Annotated in this window: 17 protein-coding genes and 1 pseudogene; 4 read left to right on the top strand and 14 right to left on the bottom strand. The window is 69.5% G+C overall.

Features of this window, described 5'->3' with window-relative positions; translation table 11 throughout:
• Positions 1 to 131: transposase (locus tag MYF83_RS21005; RefSeq protein WP_248962221.1), on the top strand; the 131-nt coding region annotated here is incomplete at its 5' end.
• Between the two features lie 346 nt (positions 132 to 477).
• On the opposite strand, the gene MYF83_RS21000 is transcribed toward MYF83_RS21005, so the two are convergent.
• The 6 genes and pseudogenes from MYF83_RS21000 to MYF83_RS20975 form a co-directional block, all read right to left on the bottom strand.
• On the bottom strand, positions 478 to 1,824 hold the full coding sequence (locus tag MYF83_RS21000; protein WP_279339815.1) for an FAD-binding protein: 1,347 nt from the start codon (positions 1,822 to 1,824) through the stop codon (positions 478 to 480).
• 68 nt (positions 1,825 to 1,892) lie between these two features.
• A pseudogene (locus MYF83_RS42925) lies at positions 1,893 to 2,102 on the bottom strand (FAD-dependent oxidoreductase); the annotation flags it as partial.
• 22 nt (positions 2,103 to 2,124) lie between these two features.
• On the bottom strand, positions 2,125 to 2,274 hold the full coding sequence (locus MYF83_RS20990) for a hypothetical protein (protein ID WP_248962213.1): 150 nt from the start codon (positions 2,272 to 2,274) through the stop codon (positions 2,125 to 2,127).
• A gap of 2 nt (positions 2,275 to 2,276) precedes the next feature.
• Positions 2,277 to 3,059: an alpha/beta fold hydrolase gene (locus MYF83_RS20985; RefSeq protein ID WP_248962212.1), complete on the bottom strand. Its 783-nt coding sequence runs from the start codon at positions 3,057 to 3,059 to the stop codon at positions 2,277 to 2,279.
• A gap of 10 nt (positions 3,060 to 3,069) precedes the next feature.
• The gene (locus MYF83_RS20980; RefSeq protein ID WP_248962211.1) at positions 3,070 to 3,534 is read right to left on the bottom strand and encodes an SRPBCC family protein; all 465 of its coding nucleotides are present in this window, start codon (positions 3,532 to 3,534) and stop codon (positions 3,070 to 3,072) included.
• Positions 3,531 to 3,890 (bottom strand): ArsR/SmtB family transcription factor, encoded by a 360-nt coding sequence (locus MYF83_RS20975; protein ID WP_248962210.1) that lies wholly within the window; start codon positions 3,888 to 3,890, stop codon positions 3,531 to 3,533. The genes MYF83_RS20980 and MYF83_RS20975 overlap by 4 nt, the downstream gene beginning before the upstream one ends.
• A gap of 320 nt (positions 3,891 to 4,210) precedes the next feature.
• Between MYF83_RS20975 and MYF83_RS20970 the strand changes: the two genes are divergently transcribed.
• On the top strand, positions 4,211 to 5,050 hold the full coding sequence (locus MYF83_RS20970; RefSeq protein WP_248962209.1) for an alpha/beta hydrolase: 840 nt from the start codon (positions 4,211 to 4,213) through the stop codon (positions 5,048 to 5,050).
• A 237-nt stretch (positions 5,051 to 5,287) separates the two neighbouring features.
• Here the strand turns inward: MYF83_RS20970 and MYF83_RS20965 are convergent, their stop codons facing one another.
• Positions 5,288 to 6,184 (bottom strand): aldo/keto reductase, encoded by an 897-nt coding sequence (locus tag MYF83_RS20965; RefSeq protein ID WP_248962208.1) that lies wholly within the window; start codon positions 6,182 to 6,184, stop codon positions 5,288 to 5,290.
• A gap of 88 nt (positions 6,185 to 6,272) precedes the next feature.
• Between MYF83_RS20965 and MYF83_RS20960 the strand changes: the two genes are divergently transcribed.
• Positions 6,273 to 6,938: a helix-turn-helix domain-containing protein gene (locus tag MYF83_RS20960; protein ID WP_248962207.1), complete on the top strand. Its 666-nt coding sequence runs from the start codon at positions 6,273 to 6,275 to the stop codon at positions 6,936 to 6,938.
• Here MYF83_RS20960 and MYF83_RS20955 read toward each other — a convergent pair.
• Genes MYF83_RS20955 through MYF83_RS20925 form a run of 7 tightly spaced genes read right to left on the bottom strand, consistent with a single transcriptional unit; the run spans position 6,928 to position 14,639 of the window.
• Entirely contained in the window at positions 6,928 to 7,974 is a 1,047-nt protein-coding gene (locus MYF83_RS20955; RefSeq protein ID WP_248962206.1) for a formylglycine-generating enzyme family protein, read from the bottom strand. The genes MYF83_RS20960 and MYF83_RS20955 overlap by 11 nt on opposite strands.
• A gap of 1 nt (position 7,975) precedes the next feature.
• Complete coding sequence (locus MYF83_RS20950; RefSeq protein WP_248962205.1) at positions 7,976 to 9,427, bottom strand: sulfatase family protein; 1,452 nt, start codon at positions 9,425 to 9,427, stop codon at positions 7,976 to 7,978.
• A gap of 8 nt (positions 9,428 to 9,435) precedes the next feature.
• Complete coding sequence (locus MYF83_RS20945) at positions 9,436 to 10,905, bottom strand: sulfatase family protein (RefSeq protein WP_248962204.1); 1,470 nt, start codon at positions 10,903 to 10,905, stop codon at positions 9,436 to 9,438.
• A complete protein-coding gene (locus MYF83_RS20940; RefSeq protein ID WP_248962203.1) occupies positions 10,902 to 11,891 on the bottom strand; it encodes an aliphatic sulfonate ABC transporter substrate-binding protein in 990 nt (329 codons plus the stop codon). Before MYF83_RS20940 ends, MYF83_RS20945 begins: the two co-directional genes overlap by 4 nt.
• Positions 11,888 to 12,670, bottom strand: coding sequence for an ABC transporter ATP-binding protein (locus tag MYF83_RS20935; RefSeq protein WP_248962202.1), 783 nt, complete (start codon positions 12,668 to 12,670; stop codon positions 11,888 to 11,890). The genes MYF83_RS20940 and MYF83_RS20935 overlap by 4 nt, the downstream gene beginning before the upstream one ends.
• Positions 12,667 to 13,467, bottom strand: coding sequence for an ABC transporter permease (locus MYF83_RS20930; RefSeq protein WP_248962201.1), 801 nt, complete (start codon positions 13,465 to 13,467; stop codon positions 12,667 to 12,669). The genes MYF83_RS20935 and MYF83_RS20930 overlap by 4 nt, the downstream gene beginning before the upstream one ends.
• Positions 13,458 to 14,639 (bottom strand): ROK family transcriptional regulator, encoded by a 1,182-nt coding sequence (locus MYF83_RS20925; protein ID WP_248962200.1) that lies wholly within the window; start codon positions 14,637 to 14,639, stop codon positions 13,458 to 13,460. The genes MYF83_RS20930 and MYF83_RS20925 overlap by 10 nt, the downstream gene beginning before the upstream one ends.
• A gap of 465 nt (positions 14,640 to 15,104) precedes the next feature.
• On the opposite strand from MYF83_RS20925, the gene MYF83_RS20920 reads away from it, so the two are divergent.
• Positions 15,105 to 17,360, top strand: a complete 2,256-nt coding sequence (locus MYF83_RS20920; protein ID WP_248962199.1) for a family 43 glycosylhydrolase — start codon at positions 15,105 to 15,107, stop codon at positions 17,358 to 17,360.
• Positions 17,361 to 17,387 lie beyond the last annotated feature (27 nt).

Raw genomic sequence — 17,387 nt, 5'->3', positions numbered from 1 at the left:
ACAGCGCTCACGTCCGCCAGTACCTGTGGGGCGGGCATTTCTGGTCCGGCTCCTACTTCGCCGCAAGCGTGGGCGGCGCACCGCTCACGGTCCTCAAGCAGTACATCGAACAGCAGAAACAACCCGCGTGAGCTGACCTGCTCACGGGCGCGGAAGGCTAGAGCACGCTCGCGCCCTAGCGGGCACTCCCGCGTGGGCCTTCACCCCCGGCGTGAACGCCGGAGCACTGGCCCACAGTTCGGTAGAGATCGTGATTCCCGCGGCTCCGAGCGGCTTGCGTCGTGGTTCTCATATACGCAGCGCCAGGGTCTTTCCGCGGGCGAATCGTGCCGTGAGCCTCGTGGCTCACCGGTCAGCACGTTCGCCGCCGCCTCGGCCAGATCGGACCGGAACGCGGTGTCTAGGTCGGATCGGCCAATCCAACTCCCGGGAAGTCGCCCGATGCCATCCGTTTTTCGGCCGCGTGACCGCGCTTGCTCAGCGGTTGTCGGCGATGTGGTTGGCGGCGATGTAGCCGAACGTCATGGCGGGGCCGATGGTGGCGCCGGCGCCGGCGTAGCTGCGGCCCATGACGGCGGAGCTGGCATTGCCGGCCGCATACAGGCCGGGAATGACCGCACCGGCCGGAGAGAGCACCCGGGCCTTAGCGTCGGTGACCAGCCCGCCCTTCGTTCCGAGGTCGCCTGGGACGATCTTGAAGGCGTAGAACGGCGGCAGCCACAGCGGGGCGAGACAGGAGTTGGGAATGACCGCCGGGTCGGTGTAGTAGTGATCGTAGGCACTGTCGCCACGCTTGAAGTCGAGGTCCTTGCCGGTCGCGGCGAAGCCGTTGAAGCGGTTGATCGTGCTCCGCAGAGCGCTCGCGGGGACGCCCATCTTGGCCGCCAGTCCCGCGATCGTGCTCGACTTGACGAGCGGCCGTTGCCGTACCAGGCGTCCGGGAACGGCAGGGTCGGCGCGAGATCCTTGAAGAGGTAGCGGTTCCGGTAGTTCTGGTCGATGACCATCCAGCCGGGGATGTCCGGCGCCGCGGCGTTCTTCTGGTACATGACGTGGACTACGTCGCCGTAGGGCGCGGCTTCGTTCACGAAGCGCACCCCTTGCTGGTTGACGATGATGCTGCCTGGGAGGGGTGTGCTCGGCCAGGCAGAAGTACGGTTCGTCGGGCAGCGGGATCACCGGCCCCCACCAGGAGTCGTCCATCAGCGCGACCTCGGCGCCGGCCGTGAGACCGGCCTCGATGCCATCGCCGGTGTTGGAGGCGGCGCCGAGGGTCCAATCGGTGCCGATGGGCTGCTGCTGGTACTGGTCGCGCATGCCGTCGTTGTGCTCGAAGCCGCCCGAGGCGACCACGACCCCGTACTTGGCCTTGATGAGGGTCTGCGTGCCGTTGCGGGTCACGAGCACACCGGTGACCCGGCCCGCGTCGATGCGCAGATCGACGAGCGGGGTGTTCAGCCATACCGGCACGCCGGCCTGCAGCAGTCCGGCCCGCAGCGCTCCGGCCAGCGATTGGCCCATGGTGAGCGGCTTCTTGCCCTGCGCGGTGGCCTTGATCCAGCGATCGTAGGTCTCGAGCGCGAGGGCCGCGCCCTTGACGTTGACCAGGACGAGGTTGAGCCACTTGTAGTCGGCGCTGAAGACCACCTGGCCGCTCGGAACCGGGATGTAAGCGGGGTTCAGGTTGGCCAGTTCCGGGCCGAGGAGGTTGCCGTCGAACAGGTCCGGCTCGATGGATCGGCCGTTCGGCAGGCCGCCGGTCCGCTCGGGGTAGTAGTCGGAGTAGCCCTCCATATAGCGGAAACGCAGCGGGCTGTTCTGCATGACGAAAAGATCATGGCGGGGCCGTTGCCGAGGAACGCCGCCTGCCGGTCCGCGGGCACCTCGCTTCCGACGACCGCCGCGAGGTAGGCCGCGGCCTTGGCCGGAGTGTCCGGCACGCCCGCGGCGAGAATGACCTGGTTGTTCGGAATCCAGATCCCCGCACCCGATCTGGCCGCCGACCCGCCGAACTTGGCCGCCTTCTCGACCAGGAGCGTGTTCAGCCCTCGCCTCGCCGCCGCCAACGCGGCGGTCATCCCAGCGGCCCCGGCCCCGACCACCACGACGTCGTACTCCGGCGCGTCAGTGGCATCCGCGTAGGCGGCGACACTGCCGAGTGCCTTCGAGCTCGCCGGGAAAGGCGCGATGCTGGGCGACCAGCTCGGCCGCGTAGGCCATGAAGTCGGTGTAGCCCTCGTAACGCGCCTGCTCGGTGGCCGTGCCGCCCGTCAACGTCAGGTGCCGAAGAACTCGGCCAGTACGGGTGCGAGCGCGTCTGGTGCCACGTCGTGCGTCTGGCCGTCAAGGGTCCGGTGCTCGGCGGTGGGCAGCGCGTCCGAGGTGGCCTTCGCGGCGTGCTGAAGCCCCAATGGGCTCGCCCCGCCGGCGAGGACCAGCGCCGGAACGCCGATCGTCGAAGCCAGGTCACGCGGGACGCCGCCGCCGGCGAGCACTGCGTCGTCGTAGGCGAGCGTCGGGGCGATCGCCTCCAGCATGGCCCAGGCCGGCTGTGCCCGGATGCCGGCGATGGCCTGGGCCGGCATGCCGACGTGCGTCATGAACAGGGCCACGGCGTCGCCGTCGCGCCCGGCGCCGAGCAGCTCGTTGAGCCGTTCGGTGTACTGCTCGATCTGGGGGCCGTCCTCCACCTCGGCCATGAACGGCGGCTCGTAGAGCGCCAGCTTGGTGATCCCGGGCCCGGCTGCGGCGGTCGTCAAGGCGAGAGCCGCACCGGAGGAGATGCCGTAGACGTAGGCCTCACCGCCGGCCTGCGCGATGAGGGCCTGGAGGTCTTCGACCTCGCGGGCGACCGCGTAGGGCAGGGTGTCCGAGCTTTCGCCCCGGCCACGACGGTCGTAGGTGTAGACGGTGAAGGTGTCCTGCAGGAGCGCGGCGAGTGGGCGCAGCGGCCCCGCAGCGCGGTAGCACATGGCGCCGTCGACGAGGACGAGCGCCGGCCCGCTGCCGCTGCGCTCGTAGGCGATCGTGGTGCCGTCGGCTGAGGCGACTGTTGGCATTTGGTGCTCCCTACCCTTGCTGGGGTTCTTGCCGGGCGTTCAGCCCGGCCAGGTAGACGTCGAGGCGGTCGAGGCTGGTGGTGAAGCCGGCCCTCGCCTCGGCGCTGAGGTACGCGGCCGGCACGTTGGTCTGATGGGTGACCACCTCGGTCCGCCCGTCGCGCAGATCGACGAACGTGACCGTGGTCCGCATGCCGCCTTCGACGCCGGCCTCGATCCACACCAGCCGGTCCGGCCGGTGGACTTCGACGTAGACGGCCCGCATGGTGTACGTGCCGCCGTCGGCATCGCTGACCATGGTGGTCTCGAAGACGCCACCGGGCCGCAGGTCGATGGTGATGTTGCCGACCGGCGTCGTCGTCCCCGCCGGGCCCCAGAAATGGGTGAGGTGCTCGGGCGTGGTCATGCAGTCGAACAGCAGCTCGGGTGAGGCGCGGTGCACGCGCCGGTAGGTCAGCTCGCCGGTCTCGGTCATCGCGTCGTCCCCCCGTCCTGACGCTGCCCGGCTCGCAGGGCGGCCAGGTGCTCATCGAGGCGGTCATGGCGGTCGGCCCAGATCCGCCGGTGACGCGCGATCCAGCCGACGGCCGCGTCGAGGTGCTCGGCGTCCAGGACGCAGGGCCGCGACTGCGCGGTCCGGGTCCGCGAGATCAGGTGGGCACGCTCGAGCACCTTCAGGTGTTTGGAGACCGCCTGCTGCGTCATCGCGAACGGTTCGGCGAGCTGGTTCACCGTCGCCTCACCATGAGCCAAGCGCTCCAGGATCGCGCGCCTGGTGGGGTCGGCCAGCGCCGAGAACACCAGGCTCAACTCGTCTTCAACGACTGCCATGCCCGCACCCTATCTACAACCAGAAGCTTGTACAACCCTATGGTTGTTTGCGCGCGACCCGCGTGGCTCGAACGCCTCTGTCGCCGGATCAAGCAGTCGCACGGGCACGCGCGGTCCCATTGACCGAGCGCGGTGTGCGACGGTCGCTCCGGACCGGTGGTTCGTAAGCGCTCCGCGACCGAGCCTGATCGCACCGTTAATGGTTGTACCGCTGCCGCCACACCTCGGTAACATCCTCACCGGCGCGCGGCAAAGGACATCAGAGGCGTTCTTGCGGCTCTTGACCAGCGCTTTTGTCAGCTAGGGGAACAGGAGCGGTCATGGGCACGGGTCTCGGCGAAATCCGCGAAGCAAGCTTCCAGTCGATGTCGACGGGCACGCGCGTCGACTACCGCATTCTCACGCCACCATCATGGCGAGACGGCGAGCGGCTTCCACTGATCCTCCATCTGCATGGCGCGATGTCATCCTCCGCGTCGCTCGACGCGGCCAAGCCGCTCTATGACGACGGCTGGACACGCGACGAACTGCCTCGGGCCATCGTGGCTTGCCCGAGCACGCCGACCCACGGCGGCTTTTACATCGATCACCCCGACGGGCCGTCCTGGGAAACGCTCATCGCCGACGAATTCCCGCGGCACCTTGCGAAGGAGCACGGTTTTCTCGCGCCGGAGGTGGCGGTCATCGGCGCCTCCATGGGCGGGTACGGCGCTCTCAAACTGGGCTTCCGGCATCCCGACCGCTACCGGGCCATCGCCGCGGTCTCGCCGGCGATCTTCCCTGGTGAACGCATGGACGAGGTGCCGGACGAGAACCTTCCCAGCGTGTTGCGCGACCTGCACGTGACGATGGGCGCGGGAGCCAACGATCCGGCCGCCTACGCGCACAACAGTGTCTACGGGCGACTCCGCGCCAATGCCGGCGATCTGCGTCGCCATCGGCCGGCCATCCTGGTCGACTGTGGCGGCGCCGACGAGTTCCGCCTGCAGGACGGATCTGAATACCTGCACCGATTGCTGTGGGACCTCGAGGTGGCGCACGACTATCGCGTGATGGCGGACGCCGGCCACATGGGGCCATCGTCGATCCTCCGCCAGGCGGACGCCATCCGCTTCATCGGCCGCGCATTGAACGATCCGCTAAACGACCCAGCGAACTGACAGACCCCGCACGAACGACAGCGGTGGCTCTAGCACAACGGACATGAAGGCCTTTTCATAGAGCGTGTTCGTGGGTGGCGAGGACTTCGTGGATTACGTGTTGGGCGTTCGCTCGACCTGCAGAGAGACCTCGGCACGGCACGATCCACGCGGCCGGGCGACGGCATGCCGCGTGCCGGCCGATGTTCATCGGACCGGTTCGCGACGCGGCCTGTCAACTCATATACCGAGCGGAGGTCATTCGCCGAGTGTGGCGAGGTCTTCGGGGGTCAGGCGGATCCGGCTCGCATCCATGTTCTCCTCCAGGTGGTCGAGCGAACCGGTGCCGGGGATGGCGAGCAGCGCGGGTGAGCTCGCCAGCAGCCAGGCGAGCGCGACCTGGGCAACGGTCGCCTGGTGCCGGCCCGTGACGTGCGCCATTCGCGTCGCGTCGATCGGACGCCGGCCGCCGCCGAGCGGGAAGAACGGCACGAAGGCGATCCCGGACTTCTCGCAATGCGCCAGAAGCTCGGCGTCACCCTGGTCTTGCACGTGGAAGCTGTTCTGCACGGCGGCCACCGGGGCGATCGCCTGCGCCTCGGCCAACTGGGCGGCATCGACGTTGCTGACGCCCAAGTGCCGGATCAGCCCCTCCTCGCGCAGCTCCGCGAGCGCGGCGAACCGGTCGGCGATCGACTCGCCGCCAGGGCCGGCCATGCCCCCCACCCGCAGGTAGACGAGGTCGAGCCGGTCCACGTCGAGGCTGCGCAGGTTGTCCTCCACCAGGCCGCGTAGCTGGTCCGGACGGGCCTGGCCGCTCGGAACCCCGTCCGAGTCCAGCATGGGCCCGACCTTCGTCGCGATCACCAGCTTGTCTCCGTACGGGGCGAGCGCCGTCCGGATCAGCTCGTTGGCCGCCACTCCGCCCCGGCGGTAGAACCACGCCGTGTCGATGTGGTCGACGCCCAGTTCGACCGCACGGCGAAGCACCGCGATGCCCGTCTCCGGGTCACGGGCGGCCCCTTGGAAGCTACCGGTCGGCAGCCGCATGGCGCCGAATCCGAGCCGGTGGACGGGGAGGTCTCCGCCGAGGAGGAACTCTCCCGAGAGAGCCGCGGGGGTGGCCGCACTTGAGTACGCGCTGTTCTTCGTCATACCGGTCAGCCTGCCGCGCACATGTACATCGGCCAACGTGGTGGCAGCAAGCTGCCATCGTCCGGACGAAAGCGGTGATAATGAGGGGGTGTCTGCCGATGAGGTCCTTACCGTCCGCGGTGACGCGGAGCTCGTCGCCCGGGCCGGTCACCTGTTCGCCGGTGCTCAGCACGAGTTCGTCTGCGTGGCCCGTGACCTCGACACCTGGTCGCAGCCCGCGGCCCGGCAGGCGATCGCGAATCGCATGCCTCCGGCCGGTGAGACCGGCTTCACCGTGAGCAAGCTCCTCAGCCCGGCCGCCCTGGCCGGCGAGGCGGCGCGGCTGCGCCTCCGCGAGGTCATGGCGAAGGGCGCCCGGGTGCGGATCAGCTCGACGCGGCTTCCCCACGAGACGATCATCATCGACCGGCGGGTGATGATCCTCGCCGGCCGCGACACGCCGGGCCTCCGCGAGTACACCGTGACCACCTCGCCCGCGCTGGTCGGCGGCGTGTACGCGCTGTTCCGGGCGGTCTGGGAGACCGGCACCGACCTGGCGGCCTATTTCAGTGGAGAGATGCCCCATCTCGACGCCGACAGCCTGGCGGTCCTTCGTGCCCTCGGCGCGGGACACACCGACGAGACCGCCTCCAGACAGCTCGGCCTTTCCCTGCGCACCTACCGGAGACGGGTCGCGGAGCTGATGGCCAAGCTGGAGGCCGACTCCCGATTCCAGGCCGGACTGCGCGCGGGCGAACTCGGACTCACCGGGTGACCAGCGGCGAAACGGTGCGGAACCCGGCGTTGGCCATCGACGAGTCGGGCGTGTTCGAGGACCGCGCCGAGTTGCGGTAGCGGTTGCAGTAGGAGTCGTGGCACAGGAACGATCCGCCGCGCAGCACCCGGGCCGTGCCGTGGAGTGGACCGCGCGGATCGCCGGACGGGGAGTAGGCGTAGTAGTCGGGGGCGTACCAGTCCGAACACCACTCCCACACGTTGCCGACCGTCTGCCAGAGCCCGTAGGCGTTGGGAGGGAACGTGCGGACCGGGGCCGTGGTCAAGTAGCCGTCGGCCAGCGTGTTCTGGGTGGGGAACGCGCCCTGCCAGATGTTCACCCGCCACTCGTCCTCTGGCAGGTCATCGCCCCAGGGGTAGCGCGCGCCGTCGAGGCCGCCGCGGGAGGCGTACTCCCATTCGGCCTCGGTCGGGAGGCGCCGGCCGGCCCATGAGCAGTACGCGATCGCGTCGTTCCAGCTCACGTGGACCACCGGGTGGTCGGCTTCCGCCGACGACAGGACGCCGGCGGGGTGCCGCCAGTCGGCGCCGCGGACGCCGACCCACCAGGGGGTGCCCGGAACGGGGCCCATCACGTCCTGCGGGCGGGCGCGCATGGCCAGGTGGAAGACGGCGGAGAAGCCGTACTCCTCGGCCTCCGTCCGGTAGCCGGTCGCCTCCGCGAAGGCGGCGAAGTCGGCCGTCGTCACGGCGGTCACGTCGATCGAGAACGGGGCCAGGACGACCGGATGGACGGGCCCTTCGCCGTCGCCCCGGTTGCCGTCGCCGGTGGCGTCTCCCATCAGGAACTCGCCGCCGGGCAGGTCCGCCTGCTCGATGGCGTGCGTGCCCCGCGCCGCGGGCCGCACGGGCTCCGCCGGCGACAGCGGCGTCACGGGGATCTCGGAGACGGTGTGCGTCTGGCCGGCCGCAGGCATCTCGGAGATCGAGCACGTCTCGCCGGTCGCGAAGGTCCCGGGGACCGGGTGCGTCCCGCCGGGCCCGGGCGTCGCGGGTGTACAGCAGCTTCCCGGCATGTCAGACCCCCTCCGGAACCGGCTGGCTCGGATGCGGCTCGTCGCCGAGGGCCGCCTGGGCGTGCCACATGCGGACCTTCATCTCCTCGCGGACCGAGAAGTACTCCGGCTCGGAGTAGACGTTCCGCAGCTCAGCGGGGTCGGCCCGCAGGTCGTAGAGTTCCCATTCCCCGCTGTAGGTGAACGCCCCCGTGCCGGGGATGCCCATGCCGTCGTTGTAGAAGTAGATGATCTTGTAGCGCGACGTCCGGTAGCCGTAGTGGGCCGGCGCCTTGTGGAAGACGTCGTCGTGCTCCCAGTAGCGGTAGTACATCCCCTCCGCGGGAGCCGGGCCGGGTTCGCCGGTCAGGTCCGCCAGGAAGCTGCGGCCCTGCATGCGGGGGTGGTGCGGCACCCCGGCCACGTCCAGCACGGTCTGCGCGAAGTCCACGTTCGTGACGATGCCCGTGTGCACCTGACCGGCGGGGATCCGGCGCGGGTAGCTCAGGACGAGCGGCATCCGAAGCGACTCCTCGTACATGAAACGCTTGTCGAACCAGCCGTGGTCGCCGAGGAAGAAGCCCTGGTCGGAGCAGTACATCAGGAGCGTGTCGTCGAAGTCGCCCCGAGAGCGGAGCCAGTCGGAGACCCGGCCCACGTTGTCGTCGACCGACGCGACGACGGCCAGGTAGTCCTCCATGTACCGCTGGTACTTCCACAGCGCCAGCTCCTCGTAGGACAGCCCTTGGGGCGGGTCCTGCTTGAGGTCCTCGGCGTTCAGGTGCTCGGCGATCCGCATCGCCGCCCGCCGCGCCGAGGCCGAGCGCGTCGAGTAGTCGTCGGTGAACGTGGCGGGCACCGGGATGGGGCCGGTGTACGTCCCGGCGTGCTTCTCGTCGGGCTCCCACGGGCGGTGCGGCGCCTTGTGGTAGATGAGCAGACACCACGGGTCGTCGCCGTCGAGCCCATCGGCCCAAGACAGCGCCATGTCGGTGATGAGGTCGGTGGCGTAGCCGGGGACGGTCCGGAGGCCGTCCGGCGAGAGGAAGCGGGGATCGAAGTACTCCCCCTGTTCGATCAGCACGTCCCAGTAGTCGAAGCCCTGCGGGTCATGACCGGGGCCGTCCCCCATGTGCCACTTGCCGACGATGGCGGTCCGGTACCCGGCGGCCTTCAGCAGGCTCACGAACGTCGGCTGCGCGGCGTCAATGGGCGTGACCAGTGTCGAGACGCCGTTGACGTGGGAGTACGTCCCGGTCAGGATGCTGGCGCGGCTCGGTGAGCAGAGCGCGTTGGTCGCGAAGCAGTTGTCGAACCGGACCCCGGACGCCGCGATCTCGTCGATCCGCGGCGTCTGGTTGACCACCGACCCGTACGCGCCGACGGCGTGCGACGCGTGGTCGTCGGTGAGGATCATGACGATGTTGGGACGCCGCTCCGGACGCAGCACCGGATGCCGCTCCGGACGGCTCACTGGACCACTCACCGGTAGGTCGCCTCGTCGAGCCCGCTCAGCGTGGGGTCGTAGGAGACGTCGCCGACGTCGTACATCGACGTCATCCAGTGGTAGAAGTTGTCACCCCGATCCCGCAGCACCTGGTACAGCCGCCGCATCAGCCGTCCGCGCACCGCCTCCATCTCGGGGTGCGCGTAGACGTTGAGCAGCTCGTCCGGGTCGGTGAACAGGTCGTACAGCTCGTTCGTCGAGTCCGGGTTGACCACCAGCTTGTAGCGGTCGGTCCGGATCATCCGCTGCGGGTACGGGAAGTGGTGCCCGTGGAACTCGCAGACGATGTCCTGCTCCCAGGCCACGTCGGCGGCAGAGGCTAGCGGCACGAGACTGCGCGAGTCGACGGCGGGAGCGGGGTCGATCCCGGCCAGTTCGAGGATGGTCGCCGTGCAGTCCAGCAGGCTGACGAACTCCGACCGGACGACCCCCGCCTGCTGCCCCGGGACGCGCAGCAGGCCGGGCGTGCGGTAGATGTCCTCGTACATCGCCGGACCCTTGTCGTGCAGCCGGTGCGCGCCGGTGAACTCGCCGTGGTCGCAGGTGAAGAACACGGCCGTGTCGTCGACCAGCCCGAGGCGCCGCATGGCGTCCATGACCCGCCCGATCTCGGCGTCGATGAGCGCGACGTACCCCCAGTAGACGGCGATGAGCTTGCGCGTCACCTCCAGCGGCATCGTGTCGAACGTCCAGTGCGCGCTGTAGTTGGCCTGCACCGGCGGCTTCCCGGCGAAGGTCTCGGCGATCGACTTGGGCAGCTCGACCAGCTCGGGGTCGAACATGTCGAAGAACTCGTCCGGCACGATGTACGGCAGGTGCGGCCCGAAGAAGTTGAGCTGCAGGAAGAACGGCTTGTCATCGGCCGCGTATTGTTCGAGCATCTCGATCGCCCGGGTCGCCAGGTAGTGCTCGAACGTCGCCTCGACCGGCTGGCGCAGCCGCGCGGCGAGCAGGTTGCCCGGCCCGCCGTTCGGCAGCGTCCCCCGGATGCGGTCGTGGATCTCGTACGGCGGCAGGTCATCGGCGGCCAGGTAGTCCAGGTAGTCGGGGTGGTCCACCGGGTTGTGCCACCCCGGCAGGTCCGGCCCGTCGAACCCGAAGTCTGCCGCTCGCTTGTGGTGCCCGACGTGCCACTTCCCGATGAGCCCGCAGTTGTACCCGGCGTCCCGCAGCGCCTCGGAGAAGGCGAACTGCCCGTCGGGCAGGTCCTCGATGTAGCCGACGTTCCGCTCGTGGTTGGCGAGCAGCTTGTGCCGGAACGGGGCCTGCCCGGTGAGCAGGCTCGCCCGCGCCGGCGTGCAGATCGCCGTAGGGGTGTACCAACGGTCGAAGCGGGTCCCGGTCCTGGCCAGCTCGTCGAGGACCGGGGTGGCGGCCAGCCGGTTCCCGTACACGCCGAGGGTGTCGACCCGGTGCTGGTCGGTCATCAGGAACAGGATGTTCACTTGGCGGCACCTGTGAACAGGTCGCCGGTGTAGTAGGTCTTGGGGTCGACGGCGGCGGTGAGCTTGCCCGCGCCGACGAAGTAGTCGTTCATGCCGGTCAGCCACTTGTCGATCGTGCCGTCCTTGGTGTAGCCGTCCAGGTCGGTCAGCGACAGCAGCTTGGAGTTGGCGGCGTCGGCCTTCACCTGCTCGGCCGGCAGGTTGAGCATCTTGGCGGTCGAGGCGATGGCCTCGTCGAGGTGCTCCGCACGGTACTTGATGGCCTCGCGGAGGACGGCGATGACCTTCTCGGTCTTGCCCTTGTCCTTGGCGACGACGTCGTTGCCGGCGACGAACGCGGTCGGGAACGACAGCGTGTCGGCGAAGTCCTCGTTCTTGGCCAGCTCGACCAGGTCGGGGAGGGTCTTCTTGATGGTGGCGATCGCCGGGTACCAGAAGCCGGCCGCGTCGATCTGCTTGGAGGTGAACGCCGACACGATCGTCGCCGCGTCCATCGGGACGATCTTCACGTCGTTCTTCGTGAGCCCGGCCTTCTTCAGGGCGAGCGTGAGGATCATGTCGCCGGAGGTGCCCTCGGGCACGCCGATCGTCTTGCCTTTCAGGTCGGCCATCGTGCTCGTGCCGGCCTGCGCGATGACGCGGTCGGCGTTGCCGAGGGTGTTCAGCGCCACGACCTTGGCCTTGCCGGAGGCGGGCAGCCACATGGCGCCCGGGCCGATGTAGCCGAAGTCGAGGTCGCCGGTGCCCAGCGCCTGGATCTGCAGCGGGCCGTTGGTGAAGACGCTGGTCTTCACGTCGATGCCGTGCTTCTTCCACAGGCCCTGATCGCCTGCGACGGCGAGCAGGCTGGCGCCGTTGAAGTCGCCGATGTAGCCGAAGTTCACGTGGGTCGTGTCGCCGCCGGAGCCGCCGGACCCGCCCGACGAGCAGGCGGCCGCCCCGAGCGCCACGACGATGGCGGCAGCGGCTATGAATGTCTTCCTCATTGTGCGGGCTCCTTGACTTGCTGGTGGTACACCGAATGCCAGACGCGGTTGCGCAGGTCGCCGAACTCGGGACTCAGCCGCAACTCCTCGTCACGTGGGTAGGGGAGGTCGACGTCGATGACGTCGGCGATCCGGCCGGGGCGCGCGGCCATGACGACCACCCGGTTGGCGAGGAACACCGCCTCGTCGACGTCGTGGGTGATGAACATGACCGTCCGCCGGTCCTGGCTCCAGGTCGAAAGGAGCTGCTCCTGGAGCTTCACCCTGGTCAGCGCGTCGAGCGCGCCGAAGGGCTCATCCATGAGCAGGATCGACGGGTTCACCGCGTACGCGCGGGCGATGGCGCAGCGCTGCTTCATGCCGCCGGAGAGCGTCTTCGGCAGCGCGTCCGCGAACTGCTCCAGGCCGACCAGGCGGATGAAGTGCTCGGCCCGTCGTCGCCGCTCCTGCTTGGGTACCTTGGCGGTGCGCATGCCGAATTCGACGTTCTCGCGGACGGTCAGCCACGGGAACAGCGCGTACTGCTGGAAGATCACGCCGCGTTCCGGGCCGGGACCGGAGACCGGCTTCCCGTCGACGAGCGCGGTGCCGCCGGTGGGCTCTTCCAGCCCGGCGAGGATGTTGAGCAGCGTGCTCTTGCCGCAACCGGAGGGCCCGACGACCGTCACGAACTCGTTGTCGGCGATGTCGAGCGAGACGCCGCCGAGGGCGACGAAGTCCTCCTTCCCGACGGGGAAGACCTTCGTGACGTCGCGTACGGAGATCTTGGGCGTGGTCATCGGCTCTCCTGCCAGGCCGTCAGCTTGTTACCGGCGAGCATGAGCAGCCGGTCCATGATCAGGCCGAGGACCCCGATCGTGATGATGCCCACGAAGATCGTCGGCAGGTCGTAGTAGAGCTGCGCGCTCTGCATCCGGTGCCCGAGCCCGGCCTGCGCGGCCAGCAGCTCGGCGGCCACCAGAGTCCCCCACGCCGAGCCGAGCCCGACCCGCATCCCGACGAGGATGAACGGCGTCGAGGCCGGCACCACGACCCGGGCGAAGATCGTTCCATCCCGCGCGCCGAGCACCCGCGCGGCGTTGAGGAGGGTCCTGTCCACGTTGACCACGCCCTGGTACGTCGAGATGACGCACGCCAGGAACGCGGCCAGGAAGATGACGAAGATCTTCGGGCTCTCGCCGATGCCCATCAGCACCAGCACGAGCGGCAGCATCGCCAGTGGCGGGATGGTGCGGAAGAACTGGATCCACGGCTCGAACAGGCCGCGCGCGATCGTGTACCACCCCATGAGGAAGCCGACCAGGATCGCAGCGACCGAGCCGAGGGCGAACCCGGCCAGCACGCGCCCGAGCGAGGCGCCGGTGTCGGCGACGAGCGTGCCGTTCCCGATCATCGTCCAGGCGGACGCCAGGACCTCGGCCGGCGTCGGGAACTGGAACCCGGCCAGGGACAGCCCCCACCAGATCGCCAGCCCGGCCACGATCGAGACGATGTTGAGGACCAGCAGGGTCCGGCTCTTACGCGGCCGGGCCGGAGCTTTCGCGGGCCTGGTGGCTTCCGCACTGATCACGGCCACTGTCGGCCTCCATCCGTCGTCACGTTCGCTTCGTATCCGGCGAGCAGGGGGGACTCGTGGAACAGGGCCGCGATGGCTCCGAGCGCCCCGCCGTCGTCCGACAGCAGGGCCGGGCGCACCACCGGCGCCGCGTCGGTCAGCCACGACAGCTCGTAGGTGATCGTGGCCTTGACCTGCTGTAGCAACGTGGGGGCGATCTTGACGATGTCGCCACCGAGCACGATCTCGCTGGGGTTGAGCGTCATCGCGGCGGTGCCGAGCACCTGGCCGACGGCCGCGCCGGCGTCGCGCAGCACCTGGTCGACGACCGGATGCGCGATCTCCACAGCGGCCTTCAGGTCGTCGAGCGTCTCCACCGGCACGCCGAGCTCGCGGCACCGCCCGAGGATCGCCGGGACCGAGGCGACGGTCTCCACGCAGCCGCGCTTGCCGCACCGGCACTGCGCGCCGCCGGGCACGACGGTCACATGGCCGAGCTCGCCCGCGAAGCCCTTGTGGCCCCGCGCGAGCTGGCCGCCCACCACGAGGCCGCCGCCGACACCGTCGGACAACCGCAGGTAGATGAGGTCGCGCACGGAGTCGGACTGGGCGTGCAGCGCCTCGGCCAGCCCCGCGAAGCGGACGTTGTTGTCGACGATCACGGCGGCGTGGAAGCGCTCGGCGAACAGCTCCGCCACCCCGTCCGCACGGGAGTGGTCGCCCCAGCCGGGCACGCCGATCCCGATCGCCTGGAGCGCACCGTAGTGGACGCCGGTGTCGGCGCTCAGCCTGTCGATCAACGCCAGCGCGGTCTGAAGGCGCTCGGGCCACTGCGCCGACTCGTCGTAGCGAGACGTGCCGGACGCTATGACGTCGTGCGCCGCGTCGGCCACCACGACGTTCACGCGGCGGTGGCCGAAGTCGATGCCCATGTACTGCCCGGAACCCGGGTCCAGCGCCAGCCGTTCGGCCGGCCGGCCGCTGCCCACGCGCTCGACGGCGTCGGTGTCGACGACCTTGATGGCGCCGCGGACGAGCAGGTCGCTGGTGATCTCGGAGACCGTGGTACGCGACAGGCCGACCCGCGAGGCGATCTCGTTGCGGCTCTGCGCGCCGTTCTGCCGCAGCACGCGCAGCACCCGCTCCTCATGGGATCGGCGGACGAGCGCGTGCACTCCGCTGGGGGTTGCCATGCTGGAAACATAGAGTTCCCTAGTTTTTCTGTCAACAATGTGGCAAAAAGAACCTGAGATCTTTCCGGAAGACGTTGAAAGCCATCTGATCAGTGCAAACAGCTCGCCGGCCGACCGCTGGCCGCACGCGTGAGCGCCGTACCCGGCCGCCAGGACGGTCCCGTCCGGGGCGTCGACACGCTCGAAACCTAAGCTTCACCCGGCATTTACGTCAACCTTCCGACAGAAAGAATCCATAAATCTGTCAAAGCTCCGAACGAAAGTCTCTCGCCGGCGCGGATCGCTCGCCGAGCGGTCGCCAGAGCGCCCAGGTGAGCGCTCTGATCGGCTCCCATGGCGGTGCCGCCGAGGCGACGAGAAGGCCGGGCCGGGCGGCCGGGCGCACCGCCGCCGGGGCCGGGGAATGTGACGCGTGATTCTGCCGAGGTCTCGACGGAGAAATCTCACCTGTCTACGGTGCTCGCCGTGAGACCACTGGTGATCGCAGCCTTGCTCCTCGCGTCCGTCGTGGTCCCGACGCCTCCAGCGCAGGCGGACGGACCCACCTACACCAACCCCGTGACCAGCGGCGTGGTGAACACCTTCCCCGACCCCACGATGATCCGGGGCAAGGACGGGCTCTGGTACGCCTACGGCACCACGAACCCGATCCAGGGCACGACCGAGCACATCCTGCCGATGCTCAGCTCCCCCGACATGATCCACTGGACGTACTCCGGAGACGTCTACTCCGCGGCGGACCACCCCTCGTGGTGGCCGAACGGCACCCGCCCCTGGGCGCCGGACATCAGGTACGTCGACGGGTCCTACCACCTCACGTACTCGCTGTCGGGCGGTGGCGTCGCGCTCGCGACCAGCCCGCGGCCGACCGGACCCTGGACCGACCACGGACTGATCGTCCCGGCGGGCGGCAGCGGCTGCCCGACCGGCAACATCGACCAGGCCATGTACACCGACATCAACGGCGACAACTACCTCTACTGGGGCAGCTACGACACGATCTGCGGCGCGAAGATGAACGCCACCGCGACCGCGATCGCCGGCCCGGTCACGCAGGTCGCGCGCGGACGGCGGATGGAGGGCGGGTTCGTCGTCCGGCGGGACGGGCGGTACTACCTGTTCTACTCCGACGCCGGGTGCTGCGACGGCGCGTTCAGCGGCTACACCGTCAAGGTCGGCCGCGCCGACAACCCGCTCGGGCCGTTCACGACGCCGAGCGGCGTCGACCTGATGGACCTGACCAGCAAGGACGGCATCGTCCTCGCGGCCAATGGGAACGGCTGGGCCGGCCCCGGGCACAACGCCATCCAGACCGACCTCAGCGGGCAGGACTGGCTGGTCTACCACGCGATCCCGTCGTCCACCCCGGAGTTCGGCCCGGTCACGACGACGTGGGGAACGACGATCAGCAATCTGAGCCGGCGGTCGCTCATGATCGACCGGCTTGACTGGATCGACGGCTGGCCGGTCGTGCGAGCCGGGGCCGGACCGTCCACGGGCCCGCAGCCCGCGCCGGTCACCACGTGGACGGTCGGCAGCACGTTCAACTCAGGGCTGTCGGGGTGGACCGGCCCGTGGAAACCCGCCTCCGATCCCGACTCGCTCGGGTACCTCTCGGGCAAGGGATCGACGCGCGAGCTGAGCACCGCGACCGTGCGCGGCGACCTGCGCGTGGAGGCCGACCTGCGGCTGGGGTCGAGCGGCACCGCCGCCGGGCTCGTCGTGACCTACGCGAACGGCGCGAACAATGTGACCGCCTGGATCGACCGCGCCCAGCGGAGCCTCGTCGTGACGGCCAAGGTGCGCGGGGTGACGACGACGCTCAGCAGCGCGCTGCCGCCCTCGTTCGACTACGGCTCCTGGCACAACCTCGCCGCCGAGCGGCGCGGGAACACGCTCGTCACGTGGGTGACGGCCGACCGGCTCAGGGACGCGGTGTCGACCGTGACCATGACGCTGCCGGACGGCTCCCCCACGTCGGGCTCCATCGGGGCGGCCTCGCGGGGGGCGGCCGAGGCCGACAACATCGGGGCCGCGCCGCTCTACGAGCCGGTGACCTCGCGGGTGTCCGATCCCGTGCTGGGGTCGCAGCTCACGGCGTACTCCGACGAGTTCAGCGGCTCGGGAGCGCCGGTCGGCTGGGAGTGGGTGCGCAAGGCCGCGGCCGACCAGTCGGGGGGCGCCCTGGTCTGGCCGACGCAGAACGCCGAGCTCTTCAGAGAGACCAACACCGCGTCGGTCCTCACCCGGGACGCTCCCGCCGGCGACTTCGTCGTCGAGACGAAGCTCGATTTCAACGGCACCAAGGGCAACCAGCAGGCCGGGCTCGTGCTGTATGAGAACGACGACCGCTACTTCAAGCTGACCCACACGGTCCTGCCCCTGGCCCAAGGCGGCGGCGCGGTCCTGCACCAGACCGAGTTCGGCAAGGAGGGCCCGCGTCCCGGCACGACCCCGCCCACCGCGGTCGCCAACGCCCCGATGTTCGGCGGCCCGGCCGCGGGCACCACGTGGCTTCGCCTCCTGTACCGCTACGACGCCGCGAACAACGAGCACGACGTCCGGATGGCGTCCAGCACCGATGGGACGAACTGGACGTGGGGCGGAACCTGGTCGCTCCCGCGCACCGGACCCGTCAAGATCGGCCTGGTCTCGATGAACGCGGCGGGCGCGACGGCGACGTTCGACTACGTGCGGACGTATGAGCTGACGAGCCCGTGACGACGAGGCCGGCGGCCCCACCTGGGC

The sequence above is a fragment of the Sphaerisporangium perillae genome, assembly GCF_023276435.1.
Classification (GTDB): Bacteria; Actinomycetota; Actinomycetes; order Streptosporangiales; family Streptosporangiaceae; genus Sphaerisporangium; species Sphaerisporangium perillae.
Note: the sequence above shows the minus strand (reverse complement) of the source record. Positions and strands in the feature narration are given on the sequence as shown.

What these genes read in the sequence shown, in the direction of transcription:
- MYF83_RS20970 (WP_248962209.1), top strand. Translation starts at nt 4,211, where the DNA reads ATGGGCACGGGTCTCGGCGAAATCCGCGAAGCAAGCTTCCAGTCGATG.
- MYF83_RS20980 (WP_248962211.1), bottom strand. Translation starts at nt 3,534, where the DNA reads ATGACCGAGACCGGCGAGCTGACCTACCGGCGCGTGCACCGCGCCTCA.
- MYF83_RS20975 (WP_248962210.1), bottom strand. Translation starts at nt 3,890, where the DNA reads ATGGCAGTCGTTGAAGACGAGTTGAGCCTGGTGTTCTCGGCGCTGGCC.
- MYF83_RS20955 (WP_248962206.1), bottom strand. Translation starts at nt 7,974, where the DNA reads ATGCCGGGAAGCTGCTGTACACCCGCGACGCCCGGGCCCGGCGGGACG.
- MYF83_RS20965 (WP_248962208.1), bottom strand. Translation starts at nt 6,184, where the DNA reads ATGACGAAGAACAGCGCGTACTCAAGTGCGGCCACCCCCGCGGCTCTC.
- MYF83_RS20940 (WP_248962203.1), bottom strand. Translation starts at nt 11,891, where the DNA reads ATGAGGAAGACATTCATAGCCGCTGCCGCCATCGTCGTGGCGCTCGGG.
- MYF83_RS21000 (WP_279339815.1), bottom strand. Translation starts at nt 1,824, where the DNA reads ATGCAGAACAGCCCGCTGCGTTTCCGCTATATGGAGGGCTACTCCGAC.
- MYF83_RS20925 (WP_248962200.1), bottom strand. Translation starts at nt 14,639, where the DNA reads ATGGCAACCCCCAGCGGAGTGCACGCGCTCGTCCGCCGATCCCATGAG.
- MYF83_RS20935 (WP_248962202.1), bottom strand. Translation starts at nt 12,670, where the DNA reads ATGACCACGCCCAAGATCTCCGTACGCGACGTCACGAAGGTCTTCCCC.
- MYF83_RS20985 (WP_248962212.1), bottom strand. Translation starts at nt 3,059, where the DNA reads ATGCCAACAGTCGCCTCAGCCGACGGCACCACGATCGCCTACGAGCGC.